Origin of the sequence: Melittangium boletus DSM 14713, assembly GCF_002305855.1 — a bacterium.
Lineage (GTDB): Bacteria > Myxococcota > Myxococcia > Myxococcales > Myxococcaceae > Cystobacter > Cystobacter boletus.
Genome location: NZ_CP022163.1, coordinates 312,890 through 334,822, shown reverse-complemented (window position 1 = coordinate 334,822; position 21,933 = coordinate 312,890). Strand labels below are relative to the sequence as shown.

The window sequence follows — 21,933 nt, the reverse complement described above, 5'->3', positions numbered from 1 at the left end:
GATGCCGTGCGCTCGCCGCACGTGCCTCACTCCCCACGTCGCGTCCCGTTTCCCTTCACCGGGCAACGGGGACGTGAGGGCTTCGTCGTACCTCCCGTCGTTCACATACACACCTGGAGTTCCCCATCATGATGAAGAAGCTGCTGTCCGCTTGCCTGTTGTCGAGCGCGTTGCTCGTGGGTTGTGGCGGTTCCACCGAGGACGCGGACAGCGAGGGGTGTGAGCACCTCCAGGCGGGTCCTGGCGTGGCCATCACCGCGAGCACCACGGCGGGCAATGCCCCCGCGGTGAGCAACGACCACAAGCGCTATGACATCGCGCTGCCCTCGGGGAGCGCGGGCTCGGTGTCGTTCGCGGCGAGCGAGGCCGCCGACTACGTCTTCTTCCTCAACGCGGATGTGCCTCTGACCCTCACCAGCGCCTCCGGCCAGGCCGTGGCGTTCGAGTCGTCCGCGAAGAGCTCCGAGTCCTGCACGGACATCAAGGGCCGCCACGTGGCGCCGCTGGAAGTGGGCACCTACACCCTGACGCTCGGTCCCGCGTCCGGCACGGTCTCGCTCGTCATCGAGGAGTCCGGCCACGAGCACGAGCACGAGCACGAGCACTGAGCGGTCCTGGTTCCACCCACATCCCCCCCGTAGGAGAAGTCGACATGGGTACCTTCAAGCAATTCCTGGATGAGCAGAAGCTCGAGCCCCGCACCCTGGTGCGCCTGTCCTCCCAGCTGGAGGCGCGCTCCGAGGCCGACCGGAAACTGGCGAAGCAGCGCTCCGACAAGCGCCGTGACAAGGAGAAGCAGAACAAGCCCTACGCCGAGCTGGGCATCGCCAAGCCCAAGAGTGGCCGGGGCGTGAGCGAGCAGCAGGTGAGCGCGGCCCTCGCGGACGAGCCCCTGTCGCCGAAGGTGCGCGGCAAGCTGGTGCGCGCGGTGAGTGCCGCGGTGGGCAAGAAGGGCGGCGCCGAGGTGACGTTCCAGTCCTTGTTCGGCGAGGTGAAGGCCAGCAAGGGCGCGACGGCCAAGAAGGCGAGCTGAGGTCACCATGGGCTCCTCCCTTCCTTGTGCCCTGCCGCATGAGTTGCGCCGCCAGGGCGAGCGGTTGTTCGACATCTCCATGTGGTGCCTCGGCCGTGACGTGCTCCACCCGGAGAATCTGCTCCTGCGCCGGGGCCTGCGCCGCGAGCGCATTCCCCGGGGACAGCAGGGCACCAGCGCCTACAGCGCGGAGCTGGGAGAGGGAGGGGCCCTCACGTTGTGGGGCTTCGGCGTGGTGTGCCGCGGGGGCCGTGACTGCGTCTATGTGCCGCGTTGCGGCTTCAACCCCGCGCTGGTGGATGAGCGGCGGCTCGCGCGGCCCGTCTTCAACGCGGCGGACCTCGGCGTGCCCCGTCTGCCCTCCACCCCGGACGAGTGCGCCACCACGCGCTCCGCGTTGGTGGCCGTGGCCGATTGGTTGGCCGCCCATGAGGAGTGGGTGGGGGCGCTATTGGGCCCCGAGTGGCGGCGCGAGTGCATCGCGGCGCTGAAGAAGGCGCCGTCGCTGCCCGTGGAAGGACTGGCGGCGGCGTGGCGGGAGTGGGCGGCGCGGGTCGAGGCGCTGGAGCGGTCCATCGTGGACGCGTCATTGGCCCCGCTCGCCGGGGCGTGAGGAGGACACCATGCTGGCGTTACATCTCCGAAACGAGGAGTCCCTTCTCTTCCCCGTCGCTCCCTGGGACGAAATCCCGGACCAGGAGCTGCCCACCCCCGCGCTGCGCGAGGGACTGGGACGCGCCCACTTGAAGGTGAGCACCTCCGTGCCCCTGGCCCAGGCCTGGTTCGATCAGGGCCTGCGGCTGCTGCACCTGGGCTGGCGTGGCGAGGCGCGGCGGGCCTTCGCGGAGGCGGCTCGGAGGGATCCCCAGCTCGCCATGGCGTGGTGGGGCCTGGCCCTGACGCGGGGCGCCGGGGCGCGCTGCGCGGCCGCCCGGGCGGAGTCCATCTACAAGGCGCTCGCGCTCAGCGAGGGCGTGACGGACGCGGAGCAGCGCTACATCGTCGCGGCCACCTTCCTGGCCAACAAGGGCCCCGCCAATGGCCGTCACGGCTTCGTGCGCGAGATGGAAGGCCTCATCGAGCGCTTCCCCGAGGACGCCGAGGCCCGGTTGTTGCTCGCGGGACTGCTCGCGGACGGATACGAGGCGGATGGCCGTCCCGCGCCCGGCCAGTCCTATGCCCAGGTGCTGGTGCGCGAGTTGCTGCGCACGCACCCGGAGCATGAGGGCGTGCACCTGGCCTGGGTGCGCCTGCGCGAGGAGAGCGCCCGGCCCGAGGAAGCCCTGGAGAGTGCCCGCCGGTTGCGCGTGCTGGCGCCACAGGCCGCGCCGGCCCTGCTCGCCGCGGGCCGGTTGTTCCTGCGCACCGGCCATGCCCGGGAGGCCCGGGAAGTGCTCGAGGAGGCCGTGGCCGTGGAGGACGCCTGGCGCGAGCGCGAGTCGCTGCCCGGCTCCGCGGCGCCCGTGGCGGGCGTGGCCCTGAGGCTGCTCATCCAGGCGTGTGCCGACTCGGGGCGGTATGGCGAGGCCCAGGCCTGGGCTCGCCGCCTGCGTGCCCGTGCGGAGGAGGCGTCACCCCGGGTGGAGCAGGCGCTCGTGTTCGCCGCGGGAGCCCTGTCCGGACTGCACCTGCGCTTTGGTTTCCTGCGCGCCGCGGCGGAGCTGCGCGTCGAGCTCTCCGCCGAGGCCCGCCCCTCGGAGCGCGTGCTGCTCTCCGGCATGGAGCTGTATGCCCGGGGCCTGCGCGCCCTGGAGGTCGGCCAGTGCTCCGAGGTCGAGCGGATCTGCACGGCGCTCGATGCGCTCCACCCTCCGCTGTCCGAGGAGACACGGGGTGACGGCCGTCTGCTCTGCCCCCGGGATGTCGCCCGGGTCGTGGAGCTGGCCGCGTGCGAGCTGCGTGGCGCATGGGAGGCGAAGCAGGGAGACCCGGCCCGCGCGGAGGCCACGCTCACCCGGGCCATCCGCCTGGAGCGCCGCCTGCGCACGGCGGGTCCTCCGGCCTTTTCCCGCCCGGCCCGTGAGACGTTGTCGAGGATCCGTCTGCGCTTCGGCCGCGAGGACAAGGCGCTGGAGCTGGCCGACGCCCTCGTCCAGGCGAGGCCCGGCAGTGGCCACGCCTGGCTCCACCTCGCCGAGGTCCACCTCGCCCGGGGCGCGGCCTCCGAGGCCGCCGCGGCGTTCGCCTCGTGCCTGGAGTGTTGGCGGGACGCGGATGCCCACCTGCCCGAGGTCCAGCGCGCCCAGGCCTTCCGCGCGGGCCCCCAGCGGCCCAACCCCCTGCGCCTGCTCCGCTTCGAGGAAAACGTCCCGGCGTGAGCCCCGCGCTCAGGCCGCGGTCCGGGTGCCCACCGACTCGGTGAACGCGAGGATGCGCCGCGCGCATTCCTCGGGCTTCTCCAGTGGGAAGAGGTGGCCCCCCGGCACCTCCTCGGTCTGGATGCCGGGCCGCGTGCGCCGCACCCGCTCCAGGGCCTCGGGCGTGAGCGTGTCCGAGGTGCTTCCGCGCAGCACCAGCACCGGCACCTTCACGTCTCGCAGCCGCTTCCAGATGGCTCGCGGCGAGGTCTCGAAGATGCGCGCCTCCCAGGCCGTGGGAATGGTGAGCCTCATTCCTCCGCCAGGGGCCTCGGTGAGGCCGTGGGCGAGGTAGTCCTGGAAGCAGGCGGGATCGAACCCCCGGAAGAGCGCCTTCTTGCCGTAGCTCGCGGCGGCTTCCTCTCGCGAGCCCCAGTGTTCCCGGCGCCGACGGGCCAGACTCGCGGGGGGGACCCGGCCGCGCAGGCCGAGCAGCCCGAGCAACTGGAGGGCCAGCTCCCGCCCGCCCGTGAACAGCACCGGATCCAACATCACCACGGACTGGAAGAGCTCCGGATGATTCGCGGCGGCGATCAGCGTGGCCACGCCGCCCATGCTGTGCCCCACGCCCACCACGCGCGTGAGGCCCCGGGCGCGCAGGGCGTGCACCAGATCGTCGGCCATGTCGTCCCAGTGCCGCATCGACAGGGGGTTCGCCCCGGGCACCAGGCAGCGGCTCTCCAGGGTGTAGACGTGCGTGCGGGACGCGAGGCCGTCGATCAGCCGCCGGTAGCTCCCCGGAGGAAAGCCGTTGGCGTGGGCGAGGTGCAGCACGGGGCCCTGGCCTCCCCGATCCTCCAGTCGCAAGGGCTCGGTCATCGCGCCGCTCATCCGACCCGGGGCGGCTCGTCGAGGTCGCGGGCCAGGTAGCGGATGACATCCGCGGGGGTGATGATGCCCAGCAGCTTGTCCTCTCGCACCACGGGCAGGTGGTGGATGCGGTGCTTGCGGAAGAGCGCCATCACCTCGTCACTGGTTTCGAACTCATTCACCGTGTGCACCGGCGAGGTCATCAGCTCGCGGGCCGGGGTGTCCAGGGCCCGGTTCTCCAGCAGGGCGTTGAGGATGTCGGGCTCGCTGATGATTCCCACCACCTGCTCGTCATCCGTCACGGGCACGCCCGCGATGTGCGCGTCGGCCAGCAACAAGGCCACCTCCGACAGGGGGGTCTCCGGGGTGACGGACTTCACGGGCGCGGTCATCAGGTGTCGGGCATGTCCCTTCATGCCCGCGAGCTTGGTCACGCGTTGAGAGGGCGTCAATCTCCCAGATGACCGTGCTTGGGATGCTTGACGATCCAGGCGGGTCCGGTGAGGACTGTCGCATGCCCACCTTCCGGCTCAAGAGAGACCAGTCCGCGCTCCTCGTCGTCGACATCCAGGAGCGCTTGTGCGCCGCCATGGACGCCCCCGCGCTCGAGCGGATGCTCCGCCGCGTCAACGCCGCCATCGAGGGAGCGAAGGCGCTGGAGCTGCCCATTTTCGTCACCGAGCAATACCCCAAGGGACTGGGGAGCACGCACGCGGCGGTGAAGACGCACCTGGGCGATTATTCCGCCGTGGAGAAGCTGGCGTTCAGTGCCTGCGTGCCGGACGTGCTGGCTCGGCTCGGCGGGCGCGAGCAGGTGTTGATCGTGGGAATGGAGACGCACGTGTGTGTCTACCAGACGGTGCGCGACCTGTCGGAGCGGGGATTGTCGCCGGTGCTCTGCGCGGACGCGGTGCTGTCGCGCCATCCGGAGGACCGGCGCGTGGGCCTGGAGATGTGCCGGGACGCGGGCGCCCAGGTCGTCACCGTGGAGGCCGCGCTCTTCGACTTGCTCGGCGTCGCCGGTACTCCCGAGTTCAAGAAGGTCTCCGCGGCGGTGCGCTGAGCTGCCTCTGGGTCAACCCCGGTGCCGCTCGGCGACGCGGTAGAGCTGGGTGAGGGAGAAGTCCAGCAACGACTGGCACGTGCGCATGTAGTGCCAGGCCCTCGCGAAGGGGAGCCAGACGCGCTCGCCCACGAGCACCTGGGCCTCTTCGAGTTTCTGGCGGGGAATCCACGTGCCGCCCAGGTGCCGCACCAGCACCTCGCCCAGGTAGGCGCCAATGGGGGGCACCGCGTGCGCGTCGATGTTGTCGCGCTCGAAGACCCTCGGGAATTCCTCGTGCCAGAACTGGTAGTCGACCTCCGTGAGCGATTCGGGCGTTGCCTCGAAGACCGAGGGCACCTTCGTGTGCAACAGCGCCACGAGGTGCTCGGCGAGGGAGGCGTAACGCTTTCGCTCCCGCTCCGGATCCTCCACGTCCGAGGGGAGGGCGGCGCTGGCGGGGCGCCATTCCTCGGGCTCGGGTGGCCGCCAATCGTTGAACTCGGCGATCCTGCGCTGGCGCTGATGGATGGCGACGTCGTCCACCACGCGGGAGAGCAGCGGTGCCACGTCCGGGGGGAAGCGGGGCTCCACGGGGGCGAGTGTCGCGCTGCGCTCGCGCAGGGTGTGCCGCACGGTGGCCAGGTCGAGGTCTGGCCGGAGGTGCGCGTAGGCGCGGGCCTGGGCCTCGCGCGCTTGAGCGCTGGCGAAGTCCGCCACGATGGGCCACGTCACCAGGAGGATGGAGCCGTTGGGGAGTTCCTCCACCCGGTGGGCGGGCGTGGAGAGCATGCGCTCGCGGCCGACGGATGCCACCAGCTTCGGACCGAAGACGTTGAGCCAGAACACCTCGTAGATCTTGTCGAATCCGTCTCTTCGAAAGGTCTTTGGGTCGCAGCCGAAGTAGGGCGCGCCCGCCATCGCCCTGTCAGCCAGGCTGTGGGCCGAGGCATGGGAGACCGGGTAGCGAGAGGCCCATGCGCGTACCATGTCCACGAAGTTTCGGCAGCGCTCCGTCTCCGCGAAGAAAGAGAGCGGCTTTATTTCAAGCAAGGTATTCAGTTGGGGGGGGAGGGTCGGGAAATAGAGCCGGAGCGACATGTCCAGGGCGGGCCACTTCGTCCGGTAGAGTCCAATGGTTGTTCCTCTGTCGTGGCGTTGCTCCTCCAGCGCCTTCCCGATGGCGGCCCGGGCATATTTGCGTCGCCGCTTGCCTTCAACGACGTCTGGCATCCATCCGCCCGCGTACTCCTCGAGCGTCTGAAAAAAGGGTTCCAACTCGCGCTCCAATGTAGGTCGCACGTCGAAGGCACCCTCGAAGGTGAGCAGTAGATTGTCCTCTGCCTTCAAATCGTGAAACTCAAGCACATTCATTGGAACAGCACCTCCACTCCCGGATGCGCGATCTTGGTCGCCTGCATGGCGGCCTCCACCTTGTCCATCTTCTCGAGCATGAGTGCGCTACTCTCGTAGATGAGATGGACCCTCGAAACTGGCACCTCGCTGCCATCGAGGAGAAGGGGTTGGAGAGAGGGCCGACGAATATCCAGCACCTCGCCGTAATATCCCAACGCTTCTCTCGCGTCCGCCTTCATCTGTGTTTCCACGGCATTGCCTTTCAACCTCGAGAAGTCGCGGCTCTTGAAGCTGAACGTCTCCACACGAGGGATCTGGCCACGCGAAGGGCGCTCTTCCACGACAAGCACATCCGCGAAGCGCAGGCCACTGCCGGGCTTCCACACCCCCACGGACCGCTCGATGCGCGGTTGATGGAAGTCCCCGAGGTAAATGCGCTCGGCCTGGGGCAGGGCCGCATCGGCCCGCAGCAACTCCACCATGCGGCGCTCGAAGTCCATCCCCCGGGCGAACCACCCTCGCATCGCCTCGTAGGCGTCCCAGCGCAGGGGACCCTCGACGGTCATCCCTTGCTTGAGTTCCCCCAAACGCTTCTCCCGGTAGGCGACGTACTCGCCCCAACGCGGGTTGCCCTCGGCTCCCGGTGGAGGCGCATCCTGGGCGGGCCGCTGCCGCTCCAACACCGCCACGTCCCGGGGCAAGCGCGGGCCCGTGGCCTCTCGCTCCACCAGGGCCAGGCGCGCCTCCACCACCTCGTGGGTGAGCCCCGCCCCCTCATCCACCAACGAGGCCAGACTCGCGGGTTCTCTCCCCAAGCCCTTCACCACCGAGGGGCCCGCGCGCTGGGGTTTTTCCTGGGACAGCCATGCCTGGGCCCTGGCCACGTTCCCTCGGGCTTCACGCAGGGCCAGCGCCGCCTCCATGCCTCCCTCGGCCACGAAGTAGCCCGCCTCCCGATGGGCGCGAATCTCCTCGAGCAATGCCCTCACTCCGTCCCCGCCCAGGAGGGTCTCCCACTGCCGCCCCAGTGCCTGGAGTGAGTCCAGGTGAGGCACCCCGAGTTCGCCCAGGGCGCGTACCCCCCGGCCCCCCGCGTACAGCGTCATCGCCAGGGCCGCGGGCGCCAACTCCCGCGTGGCCTGCTCATACTGGCCTCGGGTCAACGAGGCGAGGCCTTGTCCCGTCCCCGCCGCCAGGTAGTAGAAGCCCAGCGGCACTCCGAATGTCACCGCGTCGAAGCTGCCCACCACCACGCTGCCCGGGGCGAAGTGCCGCAGCGCCAACGCTCGATCCACCTCGTGCGCGGCCTCTCGGTAGGGCGCGGGCAACTGCGCCCACCGCGTGGACAATTCCACGTAGCGCAGGCCGTCGTTCACCGGAATGGTGGAGAGAAAGTCCCGGGCAGCGTGCGCCAAGCCCCTCGACACGTCACCGGCCCGTGCGTCCCGCTCGGGGTAGGCCGAGAGTGGCAGGCCTCGCGCCTCCAGTTCCTCGCGCACCGTGGGCATGAGCGCCAGCGTCTGCCCCAACCGCTTGTCCCTCGCCAGCAGACGCAACAGCGCGTCCACCTCGTCGTCATGGGCCGAGTGCAGCACGAAGAGGGCGAACACCTCCGCGTGCACCGGGCCGTAGCGCTCCGTGGCGGTGAGCAGGAAGGCGGCGCGTTTGCGCTGGAGGACTTCGGCGGCGTCCTCACGCACGGGTCCCAGCGCTCCCAGGCGTACCGCGCCCCAGTCATCCAACGCTTCCACCAGCCGGGGCATGTCCACCCGCCGTTGCAGGGCGACGTAGTCCGCGGGCGAGGGACACCTCAGCCAGGGCGCCAGCAATGCCTCGGTGTCGCGCGAGGCCAGGTCCGGCCAGCCCTCCAACGCGGCCGTGCCTCCACAGGCGTCTTCTCGTGGAGGAAATCCTCCCGCTCCCCCTACGGACTTCCTCTGGACCAACGATGCCGCCGACGGCTGCGGTCCGGCGAGCAGACTCCCGAGCGGAGGCCCCATGGCGCATCCCGCGAGCAACACGCATCCGACCAGGAGCGGGAATGCCTTCGTAGGAGTCACGCTGGGTGCTTCATGTCTTCCCGTGGGTGACGAGCTGCTTCACGCTCCGGGCCACCAGTGCCAGGAGCACCAGCGCGCTCGCGAGCACCGTCTGCGAGCCGCCCACGGGGAAGTTATAGAAGTAGGCGAGCAGATAGCCGCCCAGGCCGGACACCGCCCCCGCGAGGGTGGACAAGAAGAAGGTCCACGGCAGCCGCAGGTCCAGCATCAGCGCGGCGATGGCCGACAGGATGGAGAAGGCGAACACCGGCAGCGCGCCGAGCGCCCGCGCCGACACGCCCACCATCAAGCCGATGGAAATCATCAACACGCCGTCGAGCACGCGCACCGGCAGCCCCTGCACGAGCGCTCCCGTGCGATCGAAGCTCGCGAAGGTGAGGCCCCGGAACCACCACAGGTGGATGAAGAGGATGAGCGCGCCCGCCCAGGCCACGGCGAGCAGTTGGGGCCGCTCCACCAGCACCGCCGTGCCGAAGAGGATGCCCTGGATGTCGTGGGCCTCCTGGGAGATGCGATCCCCCACGAGGATGGCCGCTCCGCCCGTGAGCGCGTAGGCGAGGCCCAGCACGCTCTCGCGCGTGAGCCGCAGCCGGGCGGGATCCAGCATCAGCACGAGCGTGGCCACCAGCGCGAGCCCCACCGCGCCCGCCGTGGGGTCCACGTGCATGCCCAGGTGGATCTCCGCGAAGAAGGCCAGCGCCACTCCGAGCCCCGCGGACTGCGTCACCGCCGCGCTCACGAACACCATGCGCCGCAGCACCACGTAGACGCCGAGGAAGCCCAGCACGCCCCCCGCGATGAGGGCACACAGGATGGGATCCTGGAAGAGCTCGTAGGCGTCCCAGAATTGCGCCCAGGTGGGCGTCTCAACGTGCGGGTTCACGGGGATGTCCTGGGGCGGGGTGTCGGGGGCAGTAGTCGTCGCCGTACTGGTGCCGGAAGGCGGGATGACAGAAGACCGTGTTCGCGTCTCCCAACACCACGGAGGACGTCTCCCGGTCCACGAAGAGCAGTTGATCGGCGAACTCGGCGGCCACGCGCAGATCGTGGCTCACCACCACCACCGCGAGCCGCTTCTCGTGGGCCAGCTCCGCCAGGCGCTTCATCGTCTCGCGTTCGGCCACGGCGTCCATGGCGGCGGTGGGCTCGTCGAGCAGCACCAGGTCCGCCTCGGTGGCGAGCACCCGCGCGAGCAGGGCGCGCTGTTTCTGGCCCTCGGACAACTCGCGGTAGGGCAACTGGGCGATGGGGCCCGCGCCCGCCGAGGTGATCGCCGACTCCACCGCGCTCCGGTCCTGGCGCGAGGAGAAGGGCCTGAGGAAGTTCCACCCGGACAGCCGCCCCCAGCGCACCAACTCCTTCGTGCGCACGGGCAGGAGCGCGTCGATGCCGGTGCTCTGGGGAACGTAGGCGCTCTTCACCTGGGGGCTGGAGCGGAACACGCGGCCAGACACCGGGGACAGGAGGCCCAGCAGCGTCTTGAACCACGTGCTCTTGCCCGAGCCGTTGCGGCCAATGACGGCCAGGAAGGTTCCCCGGCGCACCTGGAGGTTGATGGGCGGCAGCATCGGCTTGCCCTGGTAGCCGATGCGCAGGTCCTCGCAGCACAGGAGCAGGTCCTCCGTGTGGGCGTGCGCGGGAGGGCTCGGCTCATGGGGTTCCACGAGAGACCTCCGCGCGGGGCGAGACCTTCGCCAGCCGCTCCACCAGGGCCGTGCGCGCCGTGTCGCTCAAGCGCAGGACGCCCTGTTCGTACTCGAGCGCGCCGAAGTCCACGGCGTCGAACAGCGCCGCCGTCAGGACGAGGTCCAGGTCCAGCTTCGCCTGGGGCGGCGTCTTGCGATCCGAGGGCAGGTCCAGCGCGCCGCTGAGCACCGTCAGCGGCTCGTTGCCCGCCCGCGCCGGGAGGTCCACCTCGAAGCGGCGCTCGCCCGTGAAGCGCGCGGGCGTCCGGGCGTCGCGCACCCAGCCGGTGAGGTGCAGCGACTGGACGTTCCAGCGGCCCTGGGACACCTGCGTCTGGGGCAGCGCGCATCCAGGCTCGCAGCCGACCGCGCGGGTCTCGGGGGTCAGGAGGTTCCATGGCTCGCCGGTGGTGAGCGTCACCACGGCGCTGGCTCCCGTGCCGCCGCCCACCTCCGCGGCGACCTGCTCGTAGGGGATGAGCGCACCGTCACTCCGGTGGCAGTGGCCGCCGTGGCACAGCGAGTAGCCCGCTGGAGGGTTGGCCGGATCGAACGAGCCTCCGCCGCTGCCCGCGCTCATCAGCTCGATGCCGGACAGGCGCAACGCGGCCTCGTCCACGCGCAACTGGTAGTCCGAGCTCAGCCGCTGGTAGCCATCCCCCGCTTCGCGGCCGAAGACGGGCTCATAGGAGGCGCGCACGGTGGGCTCGACCACCGCGAACCCCTGGCCGGGCTCCCAGGCACAACCGCCGAGCGCCAGGCCGCAGACGACGAGAAGAGAGGCGCGCATGGCTCAGGTCCCCTTGCCGTTCAGGCCGTTCTCCAGCCGCGTCACCACGTCCTCGATGTGGTGGAGGTACGTCTCGCCCGCGCGGAAGTTGGTGCCACCCGGGAGGATGACGAGGGGCGTGGGGACCTTCTGCGATACCAGCTTGGAGGTGGTGGCGGGGTAGTACTCCTCCTGCAGGAGCATCCGCGCCTTGCGCTGGCGGGCCTGTCCGAGCACTTCCACCACGTGGGCGGGCGTGGGCGGGATGCCGGGCTTGGGCTCCAGGTAGGCGACGACGTCGAAGCCCAGCCAGTTCGACAGGTACGCCGTGGTCCGGTGGTAGGCGATGACGGGCTGGCCCTTGAGGCCCGCGAGGCGCTTCTGCCAGGTGGCCAGCGACTTCTGCGATTCGTCGGTGAACTTCGCCAGGTTGGCGCGGTAGGCGTCCGCGTTCTTCGCGTCCAGGGAGATCATCCGGTCCGCGATGCCCTTGGCCACCGCGAGGCCCGCGCGCGGATCATAGAGGAAGTGCGGATTGCCGCCCGGGTGCACGTCCCCATTGCTGCGGTCCATGGGCGTGGTGGGCACCTCCAGCTTCTGCACGAACTGGGACACGTCCAGGAAGCCGGGGCTGTTGATGAGGATGCGGGGGTTGCGGGCGCCGTTCTGGAGCGTGGGCAGCCAGCCCACCTCCAGCTCCAGGCCAATGGCGATGAGCATGTCGGCGCGGTTGAGCTCGAGCGCCAGGTTGGGCTTGGCGTCCACGAAGTGGGGATCCTGCGTGGACAGCGCCAGCGAGGTGACCTGCACGTGCTCGCCGCCCACGGCCTTGGCGAGCGCGGCGAGATCCGGCAGCGAGGCCACCACCCTCAAGTCGGCGTGGGCGGGAACGGACAGCAGGAGGCAGAGGGCGGCGCTCAGGGCCGCGAGGCAGCGGGGCAGGGGGTTCATCGAGAACTCCGAATCGGAAAAGGGGAATCAGAAGGCGTGAGCGCCGTGGGCGCCCACCACCACTTCGAGTGCGAGGAAGACCGAGTAGTCCCGCTGCTCGCGCCAGTGGGCGCGGTCGGTGGCGCCTTGCAGGCGCAGGCGGGAGAACTCGGTGGGCCAGAAGGTGAGGTTGGCGGAGACGCGCTCGCGGTGGTCGGTCCACTCGGGGTCGAGCGGATCGTCCGCGATGGCGCCGCCGATGCGCCGGGCGGGGCTTCCGAATTCGTAGCGGGTGGCGGCGGCCCAGCGTTGGGAGAAGCGCCAGAGGACCTGGGCATACCCGTTGAAATCCGAGAGGACGTCCTGGGGCACCTGCCGGCGCCGGTAGAACAGCTCGCCCTGGAAGGTCACCACCGTGGTGCTGCCGCTCGAGAGGGGCCGGTACTTGAGGTAGACATCCGTGCCGAACACGTCGGCGCGGTTGTGGTAGCCCGTGGGGGTGGGTCCATCGGCGGCGGACAGGCCCCAGAGGAGCGACAGGTCGTCCGACAGCGGGAAGAACTGCTTCACGGCGCCGGTGAACTGGAAGTCGAGCGGCGAGGAGACGCCGCCTCCGCCCGAGCCGAGGAAGCTGCGCGCGGTGCTCTCGCCGCTGGCGTCGGTGATGGAGCCGAGGACCTCCACGTACCAGGGCAGGGGCGCGAGCCAGGAACCCTCCACGCCCAGACCCCGGTTGCCCTCGCCGCCGAACACCCGGCCCAGCGCGAAGGGCTGGTCCACGAAGTCCCAGGCATGCGGGTGGGTGGGGTTGATCCGTCCGAAGCGGGTGAGGAACTGGCCGGCGCGCAGCTGGAGGCTGGCGGGAAGCGCGCTGGTGGAGGCATAGGCCTCCTCCACCTCGACGCCGAACTGGCTGAAGACGATGTTGCTGGTGAACTGGAAGTAGGGGTCCACCGCCGTGTGGAGGGACATCTCCAGTTGCTGGAGGTTGAAGCCGTTGCTGGAGGGATCGTGCCCACCTGTCTGGAGCGGTTCCTGGGCGGTGAAGGCGGCGGCCGCGGTGTCGAGGATGAAGGACAGCTCCAATCCCCGGAAGTTGATGTTCGAGGGGATGGAGAAGCTCCCACTGGAGCCCGAGGGGGAAGAGGTCGTGGCGGGCGCGGTGCCCGCCTGGGTGGCTTCGGCGGCCTCCTTGCCGAGCGCCTCCTCGATGTCCTTCAGATCCTGAGCCGAGACGTCTGGAGGCGGAGGGGTGTCCGGACGGGACTCGCCCGGGGGTGGGGTGGATGGGGGGGAGGCCGTGTCCGGGGCGGATTGGGCCCGGGAGGACAGCGGCAGGATGAATGCGACACAGGCGGCGATGCCGGCGAGCCGGCAGCAGGGGGATGACACGAAAGACTCCTCGAACCGGGCGTCACGCGAGGGCGCGGACGTCGACCCAATGACTTCGCTTCGACGGCGTCAGACGCGCGCCGGAGGAGAGGCCTTGGGGGCGGTGTCGAGGACGGACAGCGGTGACAGGGCCCGGGTGGGCGCCGGAGCCGGAGGGTCCTCCCGATGACGCACCACGAGGAGCGGGAGCGCGCGGGGTCCTCCCCCGAGCACCGCCTTGCGCTCGCTGAAGGACAGATAGGGGCACGCCTCGTGGCCGGATGCTTCCGCCGACGCGCCCGAGGGGTTCTCCACGGCCGGGCCCTCGAGGGAGCGCACGGCGCTCGCCATGCCCTGGCTGGCCGGCGCTTCCTCGAAGGCCGAGTGGGCCGGGCAGTAGCGGTGGGTATGCTCCCGCGAGTGGTTGAGTGCGATGAGCGACTGGACCATCCACAGCACCACCAGGAGGGGTGCGATGAGACGACCTGTGATGTGGGCTCGGAAGCGCATCGGACGGGGAGAGGCTACGGGATCGCTCTACTGACGCCCCTGGGGGGTGTCAAGCGAGGCGTCTTCCTGGAGATCCGGCGAGGGCTTCGCAGTAGGTTGCGCCTCCTCGCATCTTCGCCCCATCTTCGTCCAAGGAGCCGCGTTCGTGGGAAATCGCCGAGTCACTCGTGAAGCACCCCGCGCCCCGAAGCCGGACCGGGCCGCCATGGCCGCGGCCATCCAGGACTTCCTCCGCGCGGCGGGCTTGGACCTGGCGGCGGATCCCAATCTCGTGCAGACGCCGGAGCGGGTGGCCGAGGCCTGGGCCACGGAGTTCCTGGACGGGTACGCCCGTACTCCCGAGGAAGCGCTCGGAGAGCTCTTCCCCGCGCCCGCGAACTCCTCGGGAGAGCTGGTGCTGGTGACGGATCTGCGCTTCACCTCCATGTGTCCGCACCACCTGCTGCCCTTCGAGGGCCGGGCCCACGTGGCCTACGTGCCGACGAAGAAGGTGACGGGCTTTGGCCGGTTGGGGGAACTGGTGGATTGTTTCGCGCACCGGCTCATCCTCCAGGAGGACCTGGCGCGCGAGGTGGCACGTGCCCTGGCGCGCGTGCTCGGCAGTCCCGCCACCGCCTGCATCATCGAGGCGGAGCAGGCGTGCCTGCGCGTCCGGGGCCCTCGTCAGCGCGAGGCCCTGACGCACGCGGAGGCCTACGAGGGCCGTTTGCGGCGGGAGGGTCCCCTGCGTCGGGAATTGTGGGCACGGCTGGCCCTGCCGCGCCGCTGACGTCCGCTCGCCCGCCCGTTACATGACTCGCTGTGGAGAAGCCCCGATGAGCCTGCCCGCCGAGCGGACCTTTCCGAGACCCGACCCCTCGCTGGTGGAGCGCGCGCACGCCGCCCTGGTGGACGTGCTCTCCGCGGGGCAGGTGCGCCGCGACGACGCCACGCGGGAGCGCTATGCCCGGGATGAGTCGGACTCGGGCGTGTACCCCCCGGACCTCGTGGTCTTTCCCGAGGACACCGCCCAGGTCTCCGCGGTCTTCCGCACGTGCCAGGCGCTCGGCGTGCCCTTCACGCCCTGTGGCGCACGCAGTGGCAAGAGCGGTGGCTCGCTGCCCCTGCGCGGGGGGGTGTCGGTGAGCCTGGAACGGATGAATCGCATCCTCTCCGTGTCGGCGGAGGACCTCACGGCCGTGCTCCAGCCCGGCGTCATCACAGGAGACTTGATGAAGGCGGTGGAGGCCCAGGGCCTCTTCTATCCGCCGGATCCGAACTCCTGGGAGATGTGCACGATGGGGGGCAACGTGGCGGAGAACGCCGGCGGCCCCCGGGCGCTCAAGTACGGCGTCACCCGGGACTACGTCATCGGTCTGGAATGGGTGTTGCCCTCGGGCGAGGTGCTGCGCGTGGGCCGCCGCACGCTCAAGGGCGTGGCCGGATACGATCTGGTGGGCCTGTTCGTGGGCTCCGAGGGCACGCTCGGGGTGGCCACGGAGATCACCGTCCAGCTCCTGCCCCTGCCTCGTCACGTGAAGACGGCCCTGGCGGTGTTCGACTCGGTGCACACCGCCGCGCGCGCCATCACCGCCGTGCTGGCGGCCGGCATCCTCCCTCGCACCCTGGAGCTCATCGACGACACGGCGCTGCGGGCCGTGAGGAACCGGGGCTTCGCTTTTCCCCCGGGGGCGGGCTCGGCCGTCATCATCGAGGTGGACGGACATGGGGAGGAGGGCGTGTTCGCGGAGCTGGTGCAGCTCGGCGAGGTGTGTGAGCGGCACGGCGCCAGCGAGGTGCTGGTGGCGCAGGACGAGTCTCAACGGGAGAAGCTCTGGGCGGCCCGCCGCCAGGTGTCGCCCGCCCTCCGGGCCCTCAAGCCCCACAAGATTTCCGAGGACATCGCGGTTCCCCGCTCCCGCATCCCCGAGGTCATCCGGGCCCTCAAGGCGATGGGCGAGGAGCTGGGTCTCCTGGTGGCCACATATGGTCACGCGGGGGATGGCAACCTGCACGCCAACCTCCTCTATGACGGGCCGCACCAGCGGGCCCTGGTGGAGCGTGGCATTCAGAGAATGTTGGAAATCACCGTCTCGGTGGGCGGCACCATCACGGGCGAGCACGGCGTGGGCCATGCCAAGCGGGAATATCTGGCACTGGAGCAATCCGAGGGATTGCTGGAGTTCCAGCGCAACCTGAAACTCTTTTTCGATCCCCAGGGATTGCTCAACCCAGAGAAGATCTTTCCCGCCTCCAGGCGTTCCTAGTCTTGTTGGGAACGCGTGCTCGCCGGGATTTCGCCCCGTGGGGTCCAACCGGGGCCCGCTTGTAGACAGGGTAAGCAGGGCGAATACCCCTCGGTGCGGAACCGAGAAACCATTTAGGCCTCAGTGCGTCCTATTTGTGTGTGGACGCGGAAAAGGGGGCGAGCGCGTCCGATTCGAACGACTACGGAGGACGCGAGAACATGGCGACCAGGACGATGAAGTACGGAGCCGAGGGTCTTTCTCATTACCTGCGTCACCTCGGGGATCACTCTCAGTTGACCCGGGAGCAGGAATACGAACTGGCGGGCCGGGCCCGCAGGGGAGACGAGGCGGCGCGGCAGACGCTCGCCGCGTCCAACCTGGCGTTCGTGGTGGCGGTGGCCAAGAAGTTCGCCAACCGCGGCGCCCGCCTGGATGACCTCATCCAGGAAGGCAACGTGGGCCTGATGAAGGCCATCGAGCACTTCGATCCGAAGAAGAACGTGCGCTTCGCCACCTATGCGGTGTGGTGGATCCGCGCCTACATCACGCGCTACCTCAAGGACAACCGCAGCCAGGTGCGCGGCGGCGAGTCCGAGCGCGGCAGCATGACGGACTTCTCGCTCGACGCGAGCATCGACGAGGACGGCGAGACGACGTTCCTGGATCGGCTGGAGGATGGGGGGCCCTCGCCCCAGGCCATCTTCCTGTCGCGCGAGCAGGACGGCGAGGTTCAGGAGGCGCTGGCCAAGGTGCGCAAGCGCATTGGCGACCTGGGCTGGGACATCCTCCAGGAGCGGCTCACGCAGGACAAGCCGCGCACGCTGGAGGAGCTGGGCCAGCGCTGGGGCGTCTCGCGCGAGCGCGTGCGGCAGGTGGAGCTCAAGACGAAGAACTTCCTCGAGCGCTACCTGGCGGCCTTCAACCAGGATGAAGAGGGGCCGGTGTCCTCGTCGGCGGACGCCGCCTAGCGCGAGGACGCCTCCCATGTCCTCCATCCATCAAGGCGGTGCCTGAGGTGCGTTCGCGCGCCTGGGGCGCCGCCTTCTCGTATCCAGGTGCCGTTGCGGGGGCCGGAAATCGCGTGCTAACACGCCGCGTATGCGCCCACTCCGCCTCGCCCTCGCCCTCGCCGTGCTGGTGGCCCCGCCCGTCCTGGCCGCGACCCCCGAAGAGCTGTCCTCGCTGGATGCGCTGAACAAGCGGCGCGGAGATCCCGCCGCGGTGAAGGAGCAGGAAGACGCGTTGAAGAAGGCCTTGGAGGCCTCGCCGGAGGATTACGAGCTGCTGTGGCGCAAGGCCCGGCTCATCCAGTGGCAGGCGGACGGCGCGGGCAACAACCCCAAGCTCAAGAAGAGTCTGGGCAAGCAGGCCTGGGAAGTGGCCGACCAGGCGCGCAAGCTGGCGCCGGCTCGCGTCGAGGGACACTACTTCGCCGCCGCGGGCGTGGGCGCCTACTCGCAGGCGGTGGGCATCATGAAGGCCCTGGGCGAGGGGCTTGAGAGCAAGTTCAACGAGCGCCTGGACACCGCGATCAAGATCGATCCCCAGTTCGATCGGGGCGCCCCCCTCATCGCCAAGGGGCGCTACTTCTTCGAGCTGCCCTGGCCCAAGCGGGATTTGAAGAAGTCCGCCGCCCTGTACGACAAGGTGCTCGCCGCGCACCCGGAGAACCTGCGCGCCTGGACGTACCTGGCCGAGACGCGGCTCAAGGATGGGGACGCGAAGGCCGCGCTCGAGGCCGTGAACAAGGCGCTCCAGGGGAGCACGGACTACGATCCGCCCGAGGCCCTGCGCTCCCAGGCCGAGGCGAAGAAGGTCAAGGCCGACATCGACGAGGAACTCAAGTAGCCCGAACGGCGACGCCCGATCAGCTCTGCTGGGTGGTGCTGCGGGCGCTGACGTCCTTGTCCACGCCGCCGCCGTTGGCCAGCGTCGCCACCGGCTTCTTCTCGTCGGCGGGCGCGTCCTCGGTGCTGAAGCTGCGCTTGAAGTTGCGGATGGCGCTCCCCAGGGAAGAGCCGAGCTGTGGCAAGCGCGAGCCCCCGAAGAGGAGGAGCAGCACCCCCATGATCAACACAATCTCCATCGGCTTCAGACCCATCGAGGGCTCCTTGGAAAAGACGCGGCCCAGGATAGCCCCAGCGCTCCCTCATCGCCAGCGCGACGACACGCGGAAGGTCAGACCTGGACGCTCGCGGAGTTAGCGAGCGCGATGGGCAGGGTGAGCGAAAGCGTGGTGCCGCCCGCGTCCGAGCTCACGTCCACGGCGCCGCCCAGGGCCTCCACTTCCTGCCGCGCGAGTGTCAGGCGCAGCGCGTCCTCGAGCTTCTTCTCCTGGAAGGCACGCTCCTCGCGCGCGAAGGCGAGGGCCATCTCCGCCTGCGTCAGGGGGATGCCGTCGCGCCGGACCTCCACCCGCACCCAGGCGCCCTCGGGCAACACCCTCACCCGGAGTTGTTCTCCCGCCTGGGCCCGGAGCAGATGGTGGCGGATGAAGGCCTCCACGGCGTGCTGTACCCGGCCTCCATCCACCTCCACCTCGGGGAGAGGGCGCTCGGGCAGCTCCAGTCCGAGCGCCACGCTCGCGCCTCCCGCGAGTTCCAGGTGCCGCTCCACCGCGGCCGCCAACAGGGGCTCCAGGGATTGCCGCTCCCGCTCGCACGCGAGCATGCCCAGGTCGGCCCGGCTCGCATCGAAGAAATCCTGCGCGAAGGACAGCGCCTTGTCGGTGTTGCGCAGGATGGTCTCCAGCCCGCGCCGGGCCTTGGCCTCCAGGGGAATCCGCCCGTTGAGCAGCAGCGCGGCGTAGGAGCGCACGTTGGCGAGCGAGCCCCGCAGGTCATGCGACGCGAGCCCCAGGTAGCGGATGCGCCGCTGGATGCGAGTGCCCGCGTCGTCCATGCGCTGCATCCACACCAACCGGGCGCCATCGTCCATGGGCCGCTCGCCCACGCGCAGCACCTGGCCCTGGCGCTCCCAGAGGTCCCCGCTCCCGCGCGGCTGGAAACCCGCGCCCTCGAGCAGCTCCGCGATCGACTCCACGGACTCCGGCAGCCGCTCGCACCCCAGCCAGCTCCTCAGCCGGCCGTCCAGCTCGCGCAAGTGCCCCCGCCGCGAGAGAATGGCGAAGCCCGGCTCGCTGTCATCCTCCGCCCGCTGTCTGTCGAGCTCGCCCTTCACGCCTGCCGTCTCCTGGTCCATGGGTCAATGCAAGAGTGGGTCGCCACTGTCGATTTTGCAACGGGGCTAGGAGGCCCCACCACGGACCGGTGGATTTCTCCCGCACCTTGACGCGCCTTGAGGGAAAATCGAGTCCGCGCGCTACTTCATGGAGAAGAATCTGTCTTCCGCCAACCATCAGCCCCCACCTGGCCCCGTCGTGCTCGTCGTGGATGACGATCCCGACATCCTCGAGGCCCTCTCGGAGATCCTCGAGGCCGAGGGCTTCGAGATCCGTCGCGCGCGCAATGGCAAGGAGGCCCTGGAGCGGCTCGAGCCGGATCCTCCCCGGCTCATCCTCCTGGATCTGATGATGCCGGTGATGGACGGCTGGGAGTTCGCCCAGCGCATGCGCCAGAAGTCCAGCGTGGCCCACATCCCCATCATCGTGCTGAGCGCGGACCGCAACGTGGGCAGCAAGGCCTCGGACATCGGCGCCGTGGGACACCTGGCCAAGCCCTTCGAGCTCACGGATCTGCTCAAGATGGTCCACCAGTCACTGGTGAACTCCCAGCGCTGAGCCCCCGCGTCTGATGGCTTGACCTGTACGGGCGGCGTCATTACGGTCCCGCCCGGCATTGATTCAGTAATCAATCACCTCACGGAGCGAGCCATGACGTCGAAGGACATTCTCGAGACCGACATCCCGAAGATCCTCACGGAGAAGCCGGAGCTGGCCAAGGACATCAACGCGGTCATCCACTTTGACGTGAGCGGCGAGGGCGGCGGCAAGTGGACGCTGGACCTCACCAAGGCCGAGGGCTGGGTGTCCGAGGGCATCAACGGTGCCTCCAAGATGACCGTCTACATGTCCAACGACGACTTCGTGAAGATCCGCGAGAAGAAGCTCAACGCGCAGATGGCGGCCATGCAGGGCAAGCTCAAGTTCAAGCCGATGGACATGGGCCTGGCCATGAAGCTGGGCAAGCTGCTGGGCTAGAGTACACCGGAGCCGCGTCCCCCCGGGCGCGGTGTTCCACGGGCGGCGCGTGCTCCTGTTGGGAGCCGCGCCGCTTCTTTTTTGCCCCACCCCCGAGTTTGCCCCCGCTCCCATGAACTCGCTCCCCCTCGCTGGACTCAAGGTCCTGGATCTCTCCCGCCTGCTGCCGGGCCCCTACGCCACGCTGGTGCTCGCCGACCTGGGCGCCTCGGTGGACCGGGTGGAGGAGCCCTCCGGGGGAGATCCCGTGCGCCACATGCCGCCCTTCCGGGAGGGCGAGAGCGCGCTGCACCACGGGCTCAACCGCAACAAGCGCTCCGTGGTGCTCGACCTCAAGTCCCCCGAGGGCCGCGACGCCCTGCTGCGCCTGGTGGGGGGCTACGACATGCTGGTGGAGAGCTTCCGGCCGGGCGTCATGGACCGGTTGGGGCTGGGCTGGAGCACGCTGCACGCGCGCCACCCGCGCCTCATCTACTGCGCCATCAGCGGCTACGGCCAGACGGGGCCGGATCGGCTCCGGGCGGGGCATGATCTCAACTACGTGGCGCGCGCGGGCGTGCTCGGCTACGGCGGCGAGGCCGGTGGCGCGCCCGCCTTTCCGGGCGTCCAGCTGGGGGACATCGGCGGAGGCAGTCTCTTCGCGCTCGTGGGCCTGCTCGCGGCGCTGTACGAGCGCGAGCGCACGGGCCAGGGCCGCTTCGTGGACATCTCCATGACGGATGGCGCCACGGCCTTCCTCCACATGCACCTGGCCGCGCGCCTGTTCATGGGCGAGGCGGGGACGCCCCTGCGCCGCGGCGAGGAAGCGCTCAACGGGGGCTTGCCGTGCTACGGCGTGTACCGCACCCAGGATGGCCGCGCGCTCGCCGTGGGCGCGCTGGAGCCGAAGTTCTTCGCCGGAGTGTGCGAGGCACTGGGACACCCGGAATGGCTCGACGAGGCCTATGCGTTGGACGGTGGCGCCGCGCGCGTGAAGGCGGAGCTCACGCACCTCATCGCCCAACATCCGCTCTCGCACTGGACGTCGCTCTTCGCGGGTCGGGACGTGTGTGTCGAGCCCGTACTCGAAGGGGACGAGGTGCTCGCGGACGCACAACTGCGCGCACGCGGTCTCTTCATGGAGTCCGAGGACACCCCATCCGGGCGCAAGCTGACCCACCTGCGCACGCCCCTGCGTCTGGGCGATGTGACTCCTCGCGCGCCTCCCTCGCTGGGTCAGCACTCCCAGGAGATCCTGGCCGAGGCGGGCTTCAATCGCGAAGAGATTGAAAAACTCGTGAAGTAGGTCATGTCTGGAATAGGTTGACCCACCCCACGAGGCTCCACACGTCCGGAAATCGGGATCTCTCCCTCGACGATGGGGGTCTGCCTTTACCCGCTCCCCACGCAATGCAAGACATGCGATTTTGGGCGTTCTCTCCTCGGGTCGATGGGCGTGATGCGAGGGTGGGGGAGCGGGACGTTTCCGGGGGGACTGTCCAGGGAAAAGGGGTTGCCGGTGCCGAGGCCCGAGAGCAGCGAAACCGGTGAAGGGCGCAAGCCATTGAGGGCCACCCGGCGGGGTGGTGCCTCGATAGGGATAGAGGAAGGCGACATATGACGGGGAGTGACAATCCGCTGGGG

Annotated in this window: 24 protein-coding genes; 12 read left to right on the top strand and 12 right to left on the bottom strand. The window is 69.6% G+C overall.

Annotated features, from left to right (window positions below):
* The first annotated feature begins 128 nt into the window (after positions 1–128).
* From MEBOL_RS01405 to MEBOL_RS01390, 4 genes are read left to right on the top strand one after another with little or no spacing between them, the layout of a single operon-like run.
* Entirely contained in the window at positions 129–608 is a 480-nt protein-coding gene (locus MEBOL_RS01405; RefSeq protein WP_095975730.1) for a hypothetical protein, read from the top strand.
* Between the two features lie 44 nt (positions 609–652).
* On the top strand, positions 653–1,033 hold the full coding sequence (locus MEBOL_RS01400) for a hypothetical protein (protein ID WP_095975729.1): 381 nt from the start codon (positions 653–655) through the stop codon (positions 1,031–1,033).
* Between the two features lie 7 nt (positions 1,034–1,040).
* The gene (locus MEBOL_RS01395) at positions 1,041–1,646 is read left to right on the top strand and encodes a hypothetical protein (protein WP_095975728.1); all 606 of its coding nucleotides are present in this window, start codon (positions 1,041–1,043) and stop codon (positions 1,644–1,646) included.
* 10 nt (positions 1,647–1,656) lie between these two features.
* On the top strand, positions 1,657–3,351 hold the full coding sequence (locus MEBOL_RS01390) for a tetratricopeptide repeat protein (protein ID WP_095975727.1): 1,695 nt from the start codon (positions 1,657–1,659) through the stop codon (positions 3,349–3,351).
* Positions 3,352–3,360: 9 nt separating this feature from the next.
* On the opposite strand, the gene MEBOL_RS01385 is transcribed toward MEBOL_RS01390, so the two are convergent.
* A complete protein-coding gene (locus MEBOL_RS01385; RefSeq protein ID WP_095975726.1) occupies positions 3,361–4,209 on the bottom strand; it encodes an alpha/beta fold hydrolase in 849 nt (282 codons plus the stop codon).
* 8 nt (positions 4,210–4,217) lie between these two features.
* A complete protein-coding gene (locus MEBOL_RS01380) occupies positions 4,218–4,634 on the bottom strand; it encodes a CBS domain-containing protein (RefSeq protein ID WP_095975725.1) in 417 nt (138 codons plus the stop codon).
* Positions 4,635–4,714: 80 nt separating this feature from the next.
* Here MEBOL_RS01380 and MEBOL_RS01375 point away from each other — a divergent pair, with 80 nt between their 5' ends.
* The gene (locus tag MEBOL_RS01375) at positions 4,715–5,263 is read left to right on the top strand and encodes an isochorismatase family protein (RefSeq protein ID WP_095975724.1); all 549 of its coding nucleotides are present in this window, start codon (positions 4,715–4,717) and stop codon (positions 5,261–5,263) included.
* A gap of 12 nt (positions 5,264–5,275) precedes the next feature.
* Here the strand turns inward: MEBOL_RS01375 and MEBOL_RS01370 are convergent, their stop codons facing one another.
* The 8 genes from MEBOL_RS01370 to MEBOL_RS01335 form a co-directional block, all read right to left on the bottom strand.
* Entirely contained in the window at positions 5,276–6,616 is a 1,341-nt protein-coding gene (locus tag MEBOL_RS01370; protein ID WP_095975723.1) for a hypothetical protein, read from the bottom strand.
* Positions 6,613–8,469: a hypothetical protein gene (locus tag MEBOL_RS40875; RefSeq protein ID WP_157774700.1), complete on the bottom strand. Its 1,857-nt coding sequence runs from the start codon at positions 8,467–8,469 to the stop codon at positions 6,613–6,615. Before MEBOL_RS40875 ends, MEBOL_RS01370 begins: the two co-directional genes overlap by 4 nt.
* A gap of 199 nt (positions 8,470–8,668) precedes the next feature.
* Positions 8,669–9,541 (bottom strand): metal ABC transporter permease, encoded by an 873-nt coding sequence (locus MEBOL_RS01360; protein ID WP_095975722.1) that lies wholly within the window; start codon positions 9,539–9,541, stop codon positions 8,669–8,671.
* Positions 9,525–10,322 carry a metal ABC transporter ATP-binding protein gene (locus MEBOL_RS01355; protein ID WP_245919348.1) on the bottom strand — a complete coding sequence of 266 codons (798 nt, stop codon included), beginning with the start codon at positions 10,320–10,322 and terminating at the stop codon, positions 9,525–9,527. Before MEBOL_RS01355 ends, MEBOL_RS01360 begins: the two co-directional genes overlap by 17 nt.
* The gene (locus MEBOL_RS01350; RefSeq protein ID WP_095975721.1) at positions 10,309–11,133 is read right to left on the bottom strand and encodes a hypothetical protein; all 825 of its coding nucleotides are present in this window, start codon (positions 11,131–11,133) and stop codon (positions 10,309–10,311) included. The genes MEBOL_RS01355 and MEBOL_RS01350 overlap by 14 nt, the downstream gene beginning before the upstream one ends.
* Before the next feature lie 3 nt (positions 11,134–11,136).
* Positions 11,137–12,063 carry a metal ABC transporter substrate-binding protein gene (locus MEBOL_RS01345; protein WP_095975720.1) on the bottom strand — a complete coding sequence of 309 codons (927 nt, stop codon included), beginning with the start codon at positions 12,061–12,063 and terminating at the stop codon, positions 11,137–11,139.
* 27 nt (positions 12,064–12,090) lie between these two features.
* Positions 12,091–13,434 (bottom strand): zinc-regulated TonB-dependent outer membrane receptor, encoded by a 1,344-nt coding sequence (locus MEBOL_RS01340; RefSeq protein WP_095975719.1) that lies wholly within the window; start codon positions 13,432–13,434, stop codon positions 12,091–12,093.
* Positions 13,435–13,503: 69 nt separating this feature from the next.
* Positions 13,504–13,863, bottom strand: a complete 360-nt coding sequence (locus MEBOL_RS01335; protein WP_170115426.1) for a hypothetical protein — start codon at positions 13,861–13,863, stop codon at positions 13,504–13,506.
* Positions 13,864–14,068: 205 nt separating this feature from the next.
* On the opposite strand from MEBOL_RS01335, the gene folE reads away from it, so the two are divergent.
* The 4 genes from folE to MEBOL_RS01315 all read left to right on the top strand — a co-directional run bounded on the left by folE (position 14,069) and on the right by MEBOL_RS01315 (position 17,999).
* Positions 14,069–14,692, top strand: coding sequence for a GTP cyclohydrolase I (folE, locus tag MEBOL_RS01330; RefSeq protein WP_095975717.1), 624 nt, complete (start codon positions 14,069–14,071; stop codon positions 14,690–14,692).
* Positions 14,693–14,738: 46 nt separating this feature from the next.
* On the top strand, positions 14,739–16,169 hold the full coding sequence (locus MEBOL_RS01325) for an FAD-binding oxidoreductase (RefSeq protein WP_095975716.1): 1,431 nt from the start codon (positions 14,739–14,741) through the stop codon (positions 16,167–16,169).
* Positions 16,170–16,369: 200 nt separating this feature from the next.
* A complete protein-coding gene (locus MEBOL_RS01320; RefSeq protein WP_095982502.1) occupies positions 16,370–17,119 on the top strand; it encodes a sigma-70 family RNA polymerase sigma factor in 750 nt (249 codons plus the stop codon).
* 130 nt (positions 17,120–17,249) lie between these two features.
* Positions 17,250–17,999: a tetratricopeptide repeat protein gene (locus MEBOL_RS01315; RefSeq protein ID WP_095975715.1), complete on the top strand. Its 750-nt coding sequence runs from the start codon at positions 17,250–17,252 to the stop codon at positions 17,997–17,999.
* Positions 18,000–18,018: 19 nt separating this feature from the next.
* On the opposite strand, the gene MEBOL_RS01310 is transcribed toward MEBOL_RS01315, so the two are convergent.
* Both MEBOL_RS01310 and MEBOL_RS01305 read right to left on the bottom strand, forming a co-directional pair.
* On the bottom strand, positions 18,019–18,252 hold the full coding sequence (locus tag MEBOL_RS01310) for a twin-arginine translocase TatA/TatE family subunit (RefSeq protein ID WP_095975714.1): 234 nt from the start codon (positions 18,250–18,252) through the stop codon (positions 18,019–18,021).
* 77 nt (positions 18,253–18,329) lie between these two features.
* A complete protein-coding gene (locus MEBOL_RS01305) occupies positions 18,330–19,331 on the bottom strand; it encodes a sensor histidine kinase (RefSeq protein WP_245919346.1) in 1,002 nt (333 codons plus the stop codon).
* Positions 19,332–19,479: 148 nt separating this feature from the next.
* Here MEBOL_RS01305 and MEBOL_RS01300 point away from each other — a divergent pair, with 148 nt between their 5' ends.
* The 3 genes from MEBOL_RS01300 to MEBOL_RS01290 all read left to right on the top strand — a co-directional run bounded on the left by MEBOL_RS01300 (position 19,480) and on the right by MEBOL_RS01290 (position 21,595).
* Positions 19,480–19,890, top strand: a complete 411-nt coding sequence (locus MEBOL_RS01300; protein WP_095975712.1) for a response regulator — start codon at positions 19,480–19,482, stop codon at positions 19,888–19,890.
* 93 nt (positions 19,891–19,983) lie between these two features.
* A complete protein-coding gene (locus MEBOL_RS01295; protein ID WP_095975711.1) occupies positions 19,984–20,310 on the top strand; it encodes an SCP2 sterol-binding domain-containing protein in 327 nt (108 codons plus the stop codon).
* 112 nt (positions 20,311–20,422) lie between these two features.
* A complete protein-coding gene (locus MEBOL_RS01290) occupies positions 20,423–21,595 on the top strand; it encodes a CaiB/BaiF CoA transferase family protein (RefSeq protein WP_095975710.1) in 1,173 nt (390 codons plus the stop codon).
* Positions 21,596–21,933: the final 338 nt, after the last annotated feature.

Excerpts from the sequence above, each read along its gene's own strand:
- MEBOL_RS01335 (WP_170115426.1), bottom strand. The coding sequence starts at position 13,863 with ATGGTCCAGTCGCTCATCGCACTCAACCACTCGCGGGAGCATACCCAC.
- MEBOL_RS01350 (WP_095975721.1), bottom strand. The coding sequence starts at position 11,133 with ATGCGCGCCTCTCTTCTCGTCGTCTGCGGCCTGGCGCTCGGCGGTTGT.
- MEBOL_RS01370 (WP_095975723.1), bottom strand. The coding sequence starts at position 6,616 with ATGAATGTGCTTGAGTTTCACGATTTGAAGGCAGAGGACAATCTACTG.
- MEBOL_RS01395 (WP_095975728.1), top strand. The coding sequence starts at position 1,041 with ATGGGCTCCTCCCTTCCTTGTGCCCTGCCGCATGAGTTGCGCCGCCAG.
- MEBOL_RS01325 (WP_095975716.1), top strand. The coding sequence starts at position 14,739 with ATGAGCCTGCCCGCCGAGCGGACCTTTCCGAGACCCGACCCCTCGCTG.
- MEBOL_RS01300 (WP_095975712.1), top strand. The coding sequence starts at position 19,480 with ATGGAGAAGAATCTGTCTTCCGCCAACCATCAGCCCCCACCTGGCCCC.
- MEBOL_RS01290 (WP_095975710.1), top strand. The coding sequence starts at position 20,423 with ATGAACTCGCTCCCCCTCGCTGGACTCAAGGTCCTGGATCTCTCCCGC.
- MEBOL_RS01375 (WP_095975724.1), top strand. The coding sequence starts at position 4,715 with ATGCCCACCTTCCGGCTCAAGAGAGACCAGTCCGCGCTCCTCGTCGTC.
- MEBOL_RS01400 (WP_095975729.1), top strand. The coding sequence starts at position 653 with ATGGGTACCTTCAAGCAATTCCTGGATGAGCAGAAGCTCGAGCCCCGC.
- MEBOL_RS01320 (WP_095982502.1), top strand. The coding sequence starts at position 16,370 with ATGGCGACCAGGACGATGAAGTACGGAGCCGAGGGTCTTTCTCATTAC.
- MEBOL_RS01295 (WP_095975711.1), top strand. The coding sequence starts at position 19,984 with ATGACGTCGAAGGACATTCTCGAGACCGACATCCCGAAGATCCTCACG.
- MEBOL_RS01315 (WP_095975715.1), top strand. The coding sequence starts at position 17,250 with ATGCGCCCACTCCGCCTCGCCCTCGCCCTCGCCGTGCTGGTGGCCCCG.
- MEBOL_RS01345 (WP_095975720.1), bottom strand. The coding sequence starts at position 12,063 with ATGAACCCCCTGCCCCGCTGCCTCGCGGCCCTGAGCGCCGCCCTCTGC.
- MEBOL_RS01385 (WP_095975726.1), bottom strand. The coding sequence starts at position 4,209 with ATGACCGAGCCCTTGCGACTGGAGGATCGGGGAGGCCAGGGCCCCGTG.
- MEBOL_RS01405 (WP_095975730.1), top strand. The coding sequence starts at position 129 with ATGATGAAGAAGCTGCTGTCCGCTTGCCTGTTGTCGAGCGCGTTGCTC.
- MEBOL_RS01390 (WP_095975727.1), top strand. The coding sequence starts at position 1,657 with ATGCTGGCGTTACATCTCCGAAACGAGGAGTCCCTTCTCTTCCCCGTC.
- MEBOL_RS01310 (WP_095975714.1), bottom strand. The coding sequence starts at position 18,252 with ATGGGTCTGAAGCCGATGGAGATTGTGTTGATCATGGGGGTGCTGCTC.